Annotated in this window: 15 protein-coding genes; 10 read left to right on the plus strand and 5 right to left on the minus strand. The window is 56.7% G+C overall.

Features of this window, described 5'->3' with window-relative positions; all coding sequences use genetic code 11:
- The 3 genes from ACZ1G5_RS15315 to mnhG are packed head-to-tail and all read left to right on the plus strand — an operon-like array spanning position 1 to position 1,150.
- A complete protein-coding gene (locus ACZ1G5_RS15315) occupies positions 1-501 on the plus strand; it encodes a Na+/H+ antiporter subunit E (RefSeq protein WP_472733660.1) in 501 nt (166 codons plus the stop codon).
- Positions 498-785, plus strand: a complete 288-nt coding sequence (locus ACZ1G5_RS15320; protein ID WP_472733661.1) for a K+/H+ antiporter subunit F — start codon at positions 498-500, stop codon at positions 783-785. The genes ACZ1G5_RS15315 and ACZ1G5_RS15320 overlap by 4 nt, the downstream gene beginning before the upstream one ends.
- Positions 782-1,150, plus strand: coding sequence for a monovalent cation/H(+) antiporter subunit G (gene mnhG / locus ACZ1G5_RS15325; RefSeq protein ID WP_472733662.1), 369 nt, complete (start codon positions 782-784; stop codon positions 1,148-1,150). The genes ACZ1G5_RS15320 and mnhG overlap by 4 nt, the downstream gene beginning before the upstream one ends.
- On the opposite strand, the gene ACZ1G5_RS15330 is transcribed toward mnhG, so the two are convergent.
- Positions 1,147-2,382 carry a urate hydroxylase PuuD gene (locus ACZ1G5_RS15330; RefSeq protein ID WP_472733663.1) on the minus strand — a complete coding sequence of 412 codons (1,236 nt, stop codon included), beginning with the start codon at positions 2,380-2,382 and terminating at the stop codon, positions 1,147-1,149. The genes mnhG and ACZ1G5_RS15330 overlap by 4 nt on opposite strands.
- A 98-nt stretch (positions 2,383-2,480) precedes the next feature.
- On the opposite strand from ACZ1G5_RS15330, the gene ACZ1G5_RS15335 reads away from it, so the two are divergent.
- On the plus strand, positions 2,481-3,392 hold the full coding sequence (locus ACZ1G5_RS15335; protein ID WP_472733664.1) for a LysR family transcriptional regulator: 912 nt from the start codon (positions 2,481-2,483) through the stop codon (positions 3,390-3,392).
- Here ACZ1G5_RS15335 and uraH read toward each other — a convergent pair.
- A complete protein-coding gene (gene uraH / locus ACZ1G5_RS15340) occupies positions 3,389-3,742 on the minus strand; it encodes a hydroxyisourate hydrolase (protein ID WP_472733665.1) in 354 nt (117 codons plus the stop codon). The two genes, ACZ1G5_RS15335 and uraH, sit on opposite strands and share 4 nt — an antisense overlap.
- A gap of 151 nt (positions 3,743-3,893) precedes the next feature.
- Here uraH and puuE point away from each other — a divergent pair, with 151 nt between their 5' ends.
- From puuE to ACZ1G5_RS15355, 3 genes are read left to right on the plus strand one after another with little or no spacing between them, the layout of a single operon-like run.
- Entirely contained in the window at positions 3,894-5,306 is a 1,413-nt protein-coding gene (gene puuE / locus ACZ1G5_RS15345) for an allantoinase PuuE (RefSeq protein WP_472733666.1), read from the plus strand.
- Complete coding sequence (locus ACZ1G5_RS15350; RefSeq protein WP_472733667.1) at positions 5,303-5,794, plus strand: ureidoglycolate lyase; 492 nt, start codon at positions 5,303-5,305, stop codon at positions 5,792-5,794. The genes puuE and ACZ1G5_RS15350 overlap by 4 nt, the downstream gene beginning before the upstream one ends.
- Positions 5,795-5,841: 47 nt before the next feature.
- The gene (locus ACZ1G5_RS15355) at positions 5,842-7,281 is read left to right on the plus strand and encodes a nucleobase:cation symporter-2 family protein (protein WP_472733668.1); all 1,440 of its coding nucleotides are present in this window, start codon (positions 5,842-5,844) and stop codon (positions 7,279-7,281) included.
- Between the two features lie 59 nt (positions 7,282-7,340).
- On the opposite strand, the gene ACZ1G5_RS15360 is transcribed toward ACZ1G5_RS15355, so the two are convergent.
- A complete protein-coding gene (locus tag ACZ1G5_RS15360) occupies positions 7,341-7,682 on the minus strand; it encodes a RidA family protein (RefSeq protein WP_472733669.1) in 342 nt (113 codons plus the stop codon).
- Positions 7,683-7,708: 26 nt separating this feature from the next.
- Positions 7,709-8,533, minus strand: coding sequence for a bifunctional allantoicase/(S)-ureidoglycine aminohydrolase (locus ACZ1G5_RS15365; protein WP_472733670.1), 825 nt, complete (start codon positions 8,531-8,533; stop codon positions 7,709-7,711).
- Between the two features lie 218 nt (positions 8,534-8,751).
- Here ACZ1G5_RS15365 and ACZ1G5_RS15370 point away from each other — a divergent pair, with 218 nt between their 5' ends.
- The 3 genes from ACZ1G5_RS15370 (at position 8,752) to ACZ1G5_RS15380 (ending at position 11,033) form a co-directional block, all read left to right on the plus strand.
- Positions 8,752-9,375 (plus strand): outer membrane protein, encoded by a 624-nt coding sequence (locus ACZ1G5_RS15370; protein WP_472733671.1) that lies wholly within the window; start codon positions 8,752-8,754, stop codon positions 9,373-9,375.
- Between the two features lie 36 nt (positions 9,376-9,411).
- Entirely contained in the window at positions 9,412-10,230 is an 819-nt protein-coding gene (locus ACZ1G5_RS15375) for a hypothetical protein (protein ID WP_472733672.1), read from the plus strand.
- Positions 10,231-10,301: 71 nt separating this feature from the next.
- Positions 10,302-11,033: a LytTR family DNA-binding domain-containing protein gene (locus ACZ1G5_RS15380; RefSeq protein WP_472733673.1), complete on the plus strand. Its 732-nt coding sequence runs from the start codon at positions 10,302-10,304 to the stop codon at positions 11,031-11,033.
- A 336-nt stretch (positions 11,034-11,369) separates the two neighbouring features.
- Here ACZ1G5_RS15380 and ACZ1G5_RS15385 read toward each other — a convergent pair whose 3' ends face one another.
- Positions 11,370-11,603: a DUF1127 domain-containing protein gene (locus ACZ1G5_RS15385; RefSeq protein ID WP_472733674.1), complete on the minus strand. Its 234-nt coding sequence runs from the start codon at positions 11,601-11,603 to the stop codon at positions 11,370-11,372.
- Positions 11,604-11,692 lie beyond the last annotated feature (89 nt).

Consider the following 11,692-nt stretch of genomic DNA (forward strand, 5'->3'; position numbering starts at 1 on the left):
ATGGCACGCGCGTTCAACTGGCTGATGCCACACCCTCTTTTGACGCTGATTCTGACGATTGTCTGGATACTATTGCAAAACGAACTGTCGGCCGGGATGGCGGTCTTTGGTCTGATCCTTGGGATCATCATTCCGTGGAGCACATCAATTTGGTGGCCAGAGTCCCCTAAAGGGTTCCGCGCTGGTAAAATGATCAGCTACAGCTTTGTGGTGATCTGGGACATTGTTGTCGCCAACATCCAAGTGGCCTGGATCGTTCTGACGGTGCCAGTGTCCAAGCTGAAGCCAGATTGGATTGTTGTCCCGCTTAAACTGCGCGAACCCGAAGCGATCACGATGCTGGCAGGGACGATTACACTGACGCCCGGTACCGTCTCTGCCGATCTGTCGAGCGAAGGGCACAGCATTTTGGTGCATGTGCTGCATACAGATGACCCTGATGCCGTGCGTGAGGATATTCTGACCCGCTATGAGGCCCGCTTGTTGGAGATTTTCTCATGATCCTTGCAACACAATTTCTGAACATTGCACTGGTGATCACCTTTGTCGCGCTGGCCTTGGGGCAGGTGATGTCGATGGTCCGATTGGTTTTGGGGCCAACGTCGGGCGACCGTATCCTTGCGCTCGATACGATGGTGATCAACGCGCTGGGTCTGGTGATTGTGCTGGGTATTCACCAAGGCGTGCAGGTCTATTTTGAGGTTGCCTTGCTGATCGCCATGTTGGGCTTTGTATCCACCGTTGCGATGGCGCGGTTTATTCTGCGGGGGGACATCATCGAATGACGGCTGTTATTATCGGCACTTACATCACCGGGCTGTCCCTTATCATTGGGTCAGGCTTTGTTCTGGTAGGTGTCATAGGGTTGCTGAAATTCAACGACCCCATGACCCGCCTACATGCGCCGACCAAGGTGGGCACGGTGGGGATTGGTATGCTTTTGATCGCCTCGATCATTCACTCTTACGATATTGGCAAGCCGTCCTGGCATGAGTTGTTGATCATGGCATTCTTGTTTGTGACGGCTCCGATTTCAGCGAACTTCATCGCCAAGGTGAACATCCACCGCCGCGCTTGTGATACACCGCCCGAACCGCCGCGCGATGATACTTGGTCGACGCTCAACGTGCCGGAGGATGACGCAGCTTAGTCGCCGTCGCGGACGTCCCGAACCCACGCCACCAGAGTTTGGCGGGCCTCTAAATCCATTTGCACCGCGTTGGGCGGTGGCATGGCGTGGCTGACGCCAGCTTGCAGGTAAATGTCAGACGCATGGCGCGCAACGTCGCTGGGCGTCTCTAAGTACACGCCCTTGGGGGCCCATTGCATATTGCCCCAGACAGGTTCGCGTGCGTGGCACATAGAACAATTCCCAATGACAGTATTGTAGGCCGCGTCAAAGCTGGGCGCTGACGCGAACTTTTCCTCATAGGGTGTGAGCGCGCGTGCCTCGGCCTCTTGCCATGTGTCGCCGGTGCGCACGGTGGACAGCCACGCGATGATGAGCATCAACAGGATGGTGACCGCCCATGTCCAATGCGGCCCTTTGCCGGTCTTGTGCATGGTGTTGAAGTAATGCCGGATCGTGACGCCAGTGAGGAATATCAGGCTGGCGATGATCCATGCGTATTCGGTGCCAAATGACAGCGGATAGTGGTTCGACAGCATCAGAAACACGACCGGCAACGTCAGATAGTTGTTGTGGGTCGAGCGCACCTTGGCGATCTTGCCGTATTTGGCATCCGGCGTGCGCCCTGCCTTAAGGTCTGCGACAACGATACGCTGGTTGGGCATGATCTGAAAGAACACATTGGCGGTCATGATGGTGGCGGTGAACGCCCCAAGATGCAGCAGGGCCGCGCGCCCAGTGAAGATTTGGTTGTAGCCCCAGGACATCGCCACGAGGATTGCAAATAGCAGCAACATCAGCAGGGTCGGCTGTTCGCTGAGCTTGGACTTGCACATCGCGTCATAGGCCAGCCAGCCGATTGTCAGCGAGCCCGCAGAGATCACGATGCCTTGCCAAAGCGCCAGGTCAGCTTTGGTGGGGTCCAGCAGGTATAGCTCTCCACCCACCCAATAGACGATCATCAGCAGCGCAGCGCCAGACAGCCATGTGGCGTAGCTTTGCCATTTGTGCCACGTCAGATGCTCGGGCATTTGGGCGGGGGCGACCATGTATTTGGTGGTGTGATAGAACCCGCCGCCGTGCACTTCCCACTCTTCGCCGGATGCGCCTTCGGGCATGTGTTCGGCGGGCCGTAGCATCAAATCGAGTGCGATGAAATAGAACGACGCGCCGATCCACGCCATCGCCGTGATGACGTGCAGCCAGCGGACAGAAAAGGCGATCCAGTCCCAGAAGATAGCAAGATCGTACATTGAATTCTCCCGACGTCTCGATTCTTCGTCACACTATGCGACTGTGCATTCTTCTGGTATTCCTTGATGACGCCAAACAGCATCAAAAAAACAAGTAAATGTCCTACTTCAATAATATCCGTACCTTCGTCCGCGTCTACGAGCTTGGTAGCATGTCTGCGGCCGCGCGCGATCTGCGGATATCGCCGGCGGTGACATCGGCCCGGATTTCGCAGTTGGAAGGGCATCTGGATGTGCGCCTTTTTCAACGTACGACCCGCAGTTTGACCCCGACAGAACAGGGCAAGGCCTTCTATGGTGGGGCCTGTGAAATCTTGGAATCCGTTTCAAACGCGGAAACTCAGGTGGTCAATATCACCGAGAACCCCAAAGGCGCGCTTTATGTCGCGGCCCCCCTTGGTGCGGGGCGTCGGTTGATTGCACCGCATGTGCCAGAATTTCTGCAACTCTATCCAGAGATTACCCTGCGTTTGCGCCTGACGGACCGTAAGGTGGATATGACGACAGAGGGCCTCGATCTGGCGTTCTTTCTGGGTCAGCCAGAAGACAGCAACCTACGTATTCGCAAAATCGCCGACGTTGAACGCATCTTATGTGCGTCACCCGCCTATATCGCGGCGCATGGCACGCCGAAAACGGGTGATGACCTTGTGTCGGGCGACCATGAGTGTCTGAATTTGCGATTTCCGGGTGCGGCAGAATTTCAATGGCGGTTGATGACGCCGGACGGCCCAAGGCGGTTTCGCGTGAAAGGGCGCTACGAATCTGACGATGGGGATGTGCTGACCGATTGGGCGCTCAGCGGGAATGGGATCGCTTTGAAACCACTGTTTGAGGTGGCTGAACATGTCAAAGCAGGGCGGCTGGTGCCGGTGATGATCGACACGCCGCCCGCACCTATCCAGATGGCTTGTCTTTTTACCCATCGCCGGAGGCAAGATCCGAAAACGCGGTTGTTTATGGAATTCGTGATTGAACGGATTAGCGCCGTGGTCAGCGAAGCGGCCTAGCTGCCGCGGTAGGTGGAATAGCCAAAAGGCGAGAGAAGTAGCGGGACATGATAGTGTGACGCCTCTGACATCCCAAAGCGTAGCGGGATCTGGTCAAGAAATCGCGGGTCCTCGGACGGTGCGCCCGTCGCATCAAGATATGCGCCTGCGTGAAATACCAGTTCATATGTCCCTGTTGCGAACCGTTCAGCGGGCAAAATCTGTTCGTCCGTGCGCCCGTCATCGTTTGTTACCAGCGTTTTCAGAAGCTCCCGTGTGTCACCCGTGATCCGAAACAGCTCAATTTTTAGCCCTTCTGCGGGGCAACCGCGCGCCGTGTCCAGAACATGCGTCGTCAGGTATCCGGTCATCGCATCTCTCCTTGTGACTTGCGTTGTTGATGCCAGACTACCTTTGGAACTGCAAAGCACAGCAAGCAAGAGGCTCTTTCGTGAATTTTTTGAAAACGAAATTGATTGGATCGTATTATAGAAGACCAAATCTTTGCAGGAAGGCCGCAGTTTGACCCGCTACCCACGTGATATGACAGGCTATGGTGCCACGCCCCCTGCCGCCAATTGGCCCAATGGTGCCAAGATCGCGGTCCAGATTGTGTTGAACTACGAAGAAGGCGGCGAGAATAACATCCTGCATGGTGATGCCGCATCAGAGGCTTTTTTGTCCGAGATCACGGGCGCTACCCCTTGGCCGGGCCAACGCCATTGGAACATGGAAAGCCTATATGAATACGGCTCACGTGCAGGGTTCTGGCGTTTGCACCGCTTACTGGGCGATTTGCCAGTCACCGTTTACGGCGTGGCGACTGCCTTGGCCCGTGCGCCTGAACAGGTTGCCGCGATGCAGTCCGCCGGTTGGGAAATCGCCAGCCACGGTCTGAAATGGGTCGAGCACAAAGACATGCCCGAGGATGTGGAACGTGCCCAGATGGCAGAGGCGATCCGGTTGCATACCGAGGTCACAGGCGCCGCACCGCGCGGCTGGTACACGGGCCGTTGTTCGAACAACACCGTCCGTCTGGCCGCCGAGACGGGCCAGTTCGCCTATGTCGCCGATAGTTATGCCGATGATCTGCCCTATTGGATGCGCTTTGGTCGCGCAGATCAGCTGATCGTGCCCTATACGATGGATTGCAACGATATGCGCTTTGGCATTCAGGCGGGGTTCACCAATGGCGATCAGTTTGAAAGCTATCTCAAAGACAGCTTTGATGTGCTGTATGCCGAGGGTGGGGCAGGTGCTGCCAAGATGCTGTCGATTGGGTTGCACTGTCGTTTGATGGGACGTCCGGGGCGAGCTGCGGCTTTGGCCCGTGTGATCGACTATATCAAGTCGCACGACGACGCGTGGTTCGCGACCCGGCTGGAGATTGCCGAACATTGGGCGCAGGAACATCCTGCCACGACGCGCATGCGACCATCTGAGATAGATCAGGCAACGTTTGTTGCCGAATTTGGCGGTATATTCGAGCACAGCCCCTGGATTGCCGAAGGCGCATATGCGCTGGAGCTTGGCCCGACGCATGATACCACACAAGGTGTGCACAATGCACTGGCGCGGGTGTTCCGCGCCGCGTCAGAAGAACAGCGCCTTGGCGTGCTGACCGCGCACCCTGATTTGGCTGGTAAGCTGGCGGCTGCGGGTCAATTGACCGCTGAAAGCACCGCAGAGCAGGCAGGCGCGGGGCTAGACCTTCTGACCGATGCGGAACGCGAGACGTTCCAAAGCCTGAACGCGCAATATGTCGACAAGCATGGGTTTCCGTTCATCATTGCGGTGAAGGACAACACCAAGGCCAGCATTCTGGCAGCCTTTCACGCGCGTATCGAAAATGACCGCGATATCGAATTTGCAGAGGCCTGCCGTCAAGTTGAACGCATCGCGCAATTGCGCTTGATCGAAAAGCTGGGGCCATGACCCGGACGATTCAACTTGAGCCGTTGACAGCCACGGCGTTTGCGCCGTTTGGGGACGTTCTTGAGGTCGCTGGCGATCCCGATAAGATTATCAACCAAGGCCTATGCGGGCGCTATCATGACCGCGCCGATATCGACATCGTGGATGGCAAGGCAGGCATCAGCCTGTTCAAAGCCCAAGCCCGGCAGTTCCCGATCACGCTTGATATGATGGAACGGCACCCGGACGGCAGTCAGGCCTTTCTGCCGATGTATTTTGAACCCTTTGTTGTTGTTGTAGCCGCGGATGATGGCGGCATACCGGCCCGCCCGCGCGCGTTCCTGACGACGCCAGGGCAGGGGGTGAACTATGCGCGGGGCACTTGGCATGGGGTGCTGACCCCCATTCATGCGCCCGGCTTATTCGCTGTTGTAGATCGGATCGGTGACGGCCCGAACCTGCAAGAGCATTGGTTTGATACTCCATACATCATTGGAGGTCCGACCTAAAACGCCAGCGGGACGACTGGCTGATCTGTCTGACAAGGGGACATACTATGGTAGACACTACAATCGGGACGCTGGAGCAACTCCGCGATCCTAACTATACACCGGCGCTTCATCGTGCTGTGCCACTCGGGATCCAGCACGTGCTGGCGATGTTTGTTTCAAACGTCACGCCCGCGATTATCATTGCGGGGGCTGCCGGGTTTGGCTTTGGCTCTGATGCGGGCGCGCAGGGTTTCCCTGACATGACCTATTTGATCCAGATGTCGATGCTCTTTGCAGGGATCGCGACACTGTTCCAGACCATTGGTTTTGGCCCGGTTGGTGCGCGTCTGCCGATTGTACAGGGCACAAGCTTTGCCTTTATTCCTATCATGATTCCGCTAGTTGCGGGCAAAGGCGTTGAGGCGCTGCCTGCGCTGTTCGGCGGTGTTGTGATTGGCGGTCTTTTCCATGTGCTGATTGCGACTTTCATTGGCAAAATCCGCTTTGCCTTGCCGCCTTTGGTGACAGGTTTGGTGGTGACAATGATTGGTTTGGCCTTGGTCAAAGTCGGCATTCAGTATGCGGCTGGTGGCGTGCCAGCGATCAATTCGCCTGAGTATGGATCGCTGCTGAACTGGTCCGCAGCTTTGGTTGTTATCTTTGTGACGCTGGCATTGAAGTTCTATGCGAAAGGCATGTTGGCCGTGTCTGCCGTCGTGATCGGTATCATCGTTGGCTACTTTTACGCCACGCTGATGGGTATGGTCACATTCGAAGGCATTGCGACAAGCTGGGATCGTGCTGCAACAATCGCCTTTCCAAGCCCTTTCAAATACGGGTTTGAGATCAGCTTCGCCGCTGTGATCGGTTTCTGCCTGATGGCCTTTGTGTCCGCCGTTGAAACGGTGGGCGACGTATCAGGGATCACCAAAGGTGGTGCAGGGCGTGAAGCAACGGATAAAGAGATTACGGGTGCGACTTATGCTGACGGTGTTGGTTCTGCGGTTGCGGGCGTCTTTGGTGGGTTCCCGAACACGTCGTTCAGCCAAAACGTGGGCCTGATCGCCATGACCGGTGTAATGAGCCGCCATGTCGTGACCATTGGTGCTGTTTTCCTGATCATCTGTGGTCTTGTGCCCAAGGTCGGTGCCGTGATCCGCACGATTCCGATTGAGGTCTTGGGCGGCGGTGTGATTGTCATGTTCGGGATGGTTGTGGCCGCTGGTATCTCGATGTTATCAGATGTGAATTGGAACCGTCGCAACATGGTGATCTTTGCGATTGCCTTGTCGATTGGTCTGGGTTTGCAGCTTGATCCGAAGGCGGTTCAGTACCTGCCGGATACGCTGCGCATTCTGATGACGTCAGGCCTGTTGCCTGCGGCATTGATCGCAATCGTGTTGAACCTGATCCTGCCGGAAGAACTGACAGGTGAAGCGACCGAAGAAGTCTCTGGCGGTATGGCCGGACATGGGACCGGGGCGTTGCCGAAGGGTGGCGAATAGGTTCGACTGATCTGAAAATAGAAAAGGCCCGGTCACAAGACCGGGCCTTTTCGTATCCGTCAGGCGTATGCCGCATCCACGATGAATTCGACCTTCAGTTCAGGCCGTGCCAGCTTGGCCTCGCCGCAGGCCCGGGCAGGGGCGTGGCCTGCGGGAACCCAAGCGTTCCACACCTCGTTCAGCCCCGCAAAATCATCCATATCCGCCAGCCAGATCGTCACCCGCAGCATCTGTTCGCGCGATGATCCCGCTCTGACCAGCAGGGTGTCGATCTTTTCAAGGCAGGTGCGCACCTGATCCTGGATCGTGTCCCCTTCGGCCACTTGGCCGGTCAGGTATGCAACACCGTTGTGCTTGACGATCTTTGAGGAGCGTTCCCCGGTTTCGATCCGTTCAATCATTCCAATTCCCTTTTGCCTAGGTTTGCTCAGCGCAAGCGCAGCTTCATGTGACGGTTCACGTCTTTATACAGCAGATAGCGGAATTTGCCCGGTCCGCCTGCGTAACAGGCCTGCGGGCAGAAGGCACGCAGCCACATGTAATCACCTGCTTCAACCTCGACCCAGTCGTTGTTGAGCCGGTAGGCGGCTTTGCCTTCCAGCACGTACAGCCCGTGTTCCATGACGTGGGTTTCCAAGAACGGGATCACTGCACCCGGCTCAAACGTGACGATGTTGACGTGCATGTCGTGGCGCAAGTCGGCAGGATCAACAAAGCGGGTGGTCGCCCATTTCCCATCGGTGCCGGGCATTACAGTGGGCGCAATGTTGTTTTCATTGGCAACAATGACCTCTGGCTTATCCAGTCCCGGTACAGCCTCATAGGCTTTGCGGATCCAATGAAAGCGCAGCATGTCGTTGGAGGTATTGTGCAGCGTCCAGTCTGTTGCAGGCGGTATGAAAGCATAGCCACCGGGTGTCAGCGTATGCACCGCACCGCCGATGTTGACCGTCGCATTGCCTTCGGCAACAAACAGCACAGCTTCGGCATCCGGGTCTGGTTCAGGCGTGTCAGAGCCACCACCGGGCGACACTTCCATGATGTATTGCGAAAACGTCTCGGCAAAGCCGCTCATCGGGCGGGCGATGATCCAAAGGCGGGTGTTATCCCAAAACGGCAGATAGCTGGTCACGATGTCCCGCATGGTCCCTTTGGGGATGACGGCATAGGCATCGGTGAAAATAGCCCGGTCGGTCAGAAGCTGGTCTTGGCCGGGGTGCCCGCCCGTTGGCGCAAAATAGGTCGCTGGCATCTTTGGTCCTGTTTGCTTGGATTTGTGTTGAATATGGGCGGGTTCAGCCTGTGATACCACCCGTCATTGCGCAACAGCACTTTTCGCCTTGGTTTGATAGTCTGACGCATAGCGACCGTTCGTGCAGAAAACCGGTTCATTGGTGCAGGATCGCTTTCTTTATTGGGCGATGCGCCAAAGTGTCAGGTCATGTTTCACACCACAAAGGAAATGACCTCATGTCTACAATCACACGCACCTTCATTTTATCAACTGTCCTAACGTTTACCACTTCTGCGGCTTTCGCCGACGGATATTACGCCAAAGGTTATGTCGGGCCGTCCACACTGCAGGGCAGCGACGTGACAATTGATGATGTCACCTCGGACCTATCCTATGAGGGCGGGATCACCGGTGGCGGCGCGATTGGCTATACCTACCCTGACAGCCCGTTTCGCGCAGAACTGGAATACACCTACCGCTCTGGCACAGTGACGGATCTTGACGCCAGCGTTGGCTCTGGCGGGGATTTTGCGTCCACGTCCCTTTTGTTGAACGGCTACTATGTCTTCGACACCGGCGCAAAGTTTACGCCCTATGTCGGCGCAGGTTTTGGGTATGTAACCGAGATCGATTTTGACGTCGAAGATGCGGTCGGCGCGGATGAGTTCAGCGAAACCGGCCTGTTTGGCTATCAACTAATGGCGGGTGCGGAATACCCTGTGTCTGATCAACTCGCCGTTTTCGCCGAGGCACGCTATTTCAGCGTGAATTCCCCCGAGCTGAAAAGCGAGAGCGGAGGCACGTTGAGCGCGGACTATGACACGCTGGACATCGTCACCGGCGTTACATGGTCGTTCTGAACCTATTCCCTCACCCAAAACTAGATGGAGGCCGCTATGGCTTTTCTTGACACAGACTTCGTTCACCGGGTGCCTATCACAAGCTTCGATGGCTACCGGGGATTTTTGAACCTTACGTGGGCGGCAGTCGCACTTGTCGTGATCACCGGGGGGCTGCTATCGCTGGACCCCCGGCTGCTGGGCAGCGAGCTGACGTGGCTCAAACCGTTCAAGTTCGCAATTTCCTTTGCCGCACTCTTTGCCACTTTGGCGATCTTCACCAAAACCTTGTCGGAGGCCAACCGCTACGGCGTCATTGTCATCGGCGCGGTTCTGGCCTGTGCTGCGGCGTTCTTGTTCGAGATGGCCTACATGATGGGGCAGGCTGCACGGGTGGAGCTGTCGCATTTCAATGAAAGCTCGCCCTTTCATGAAACGATGTATGGTTTGATGGGTGTTGGTGCGACTGCATTGATGGCATCCATCGCGGCCGTCGGTGCGCTGGTGCTGCTCGATAAGTCGGCCAACATCGGCCGTGCCACACGTCTGAGCATTGTGCTGGGGGCGTTGATCACTGCGGTTCTCACATCATGGATCGGGGGCGAGTTGGCAGGCAACGGCGGGCGCTTTGTGGGCACACCCAGTGTCGGTGGTCCGACGATCCCTATCGTTGGCTGGTCAATGGAGGTGGGCGATCTGCGCCCTGCGCATTTCCTGTCCTTGCATGCGCTGCAAGTGATCCCTTTGATCGGGTGGTATGCTGACCGGGCCGCGCGGTCTGACTTCATCGTCTGGTCATCGGCGGCGCTATATAGTTTGCTCACGGTTGTGATCTTCTTTCAGGCGCTGGGTGGCGCGCCGCTTATCTCGCTATAGGACGACAGACCTTGATTGCTTCGCCTCAACCTCGCCAAACAGGATGGATCGCGTATCTTAGCGTTTGTGCCATGGGCCTTGCTCTTGCGCTGACGTGGTTGGGGCCGCGATCCTCCGAAGGGTTGGGCACGCTCAATGCGCTGGCTTTCTGGCTGGCGCATGCGGGCATGGGTCTGGTGATCTTGGCGACGGTGCAACTGGCGATCGGGCGGATCTCGTGGGTCGGCAAGCTGCCCCCGGTAGCGCAGGTGTTTCTTGGCGGTGTTTGTGCTGCGGTTATCTTTATTCCGGTTGCCGTGGGTCTTGATCTGATTTTTGACGCGCCAGAGGCGGCGGACGACATCGACGGTAGCCTTGTCATGGAACTCGTGATGGAGTTTGTGCAGGTTCTGGTGCCTTTCGTGCTGATCTGGCTGCTGATCAACGCACCAAGTCTGGTCAAGCTAGAGCGCGAGGAGGCGCAACAAACAGACGTGGCCACCGCCGATCCTGCTATTGCGTTCTGGAGCAAAGTTCCCAAAGCGCTAGGGCGTGACCTAATCGCGCTGAGCGCTGAACTGCATTATTTGCGAGTCTATACCAGCGCTGGCGATACGCTGATCTTGTTTGCCTTTGGCCGCGCCATAGAGTTGCTGGATGATGAAGCATCCTGCCAAATCCACAGATCGCATTGGGTACGTTTTGCACATATTGATGCGCTGGATCCATCGGATGGCAACCTGACCTGCGCGATGGATACAGGGCTGCGGCTTCCTGTCAGCAGGCGCTACCGCAAGGCGGTCAAGCTTGGGTTTTCCAAGTAACTAAGCCCCCCAAAAACGAAAAAACGGCCATGCCCGGGAGGAGGTGGGCATGACCGCTCTTATTATCAGCGCCTCCTTGCGTCTCGGGAGGAGAAGAAGCAAGGCGCGTCCTCGCCAGCGTTGCTCGGGAGGAGGTGAGCGCGACTGGCGGTATCATCGGTTCCAACCCGGGAGGAGGATGGGCGGTTCCGAAACTGGTTGTCATAAAGCGGCGACATCCGGGAGGAGGTGGATGCCGCCACCTTATTGTGGACCCTGCGCCTCGGGAGGAGGTGAAGCGCGAGGCCTTGTTCAGATCTGCCTAAAGGGAGGAGGTGGCAGACCCGAATACGTTGCTCATTTGCCGTATGCGGCTTCGTAAGCGATCGCCTTGATCGATGCGCGAGCAATTCCAAGGTCGGCGAGGTCACGGTTTGACAGCGTCTCAAGCTCCGCGAGTGTTGTGCGGTAAACTTTGCGTTTCGCGGCACTTTCCGCCATATCAGTCCGGAGCGCGGCAAAGCGCTGCCCCAAAGAGAAACCTGCAAAACCTGTATCTGTGTTGTATGTCATCTGTTCGTCTCTACTCATGTCCGTCGGATGATTGCTTTCATCCCGTTGCATCCAACATGTATGACGATGCTGCGCTTGCACAATGTTCGTTTTGACATTGCTGCTAT

Source organism: Yoonia sp. JB2-21 (assembly GCF_055693545.1).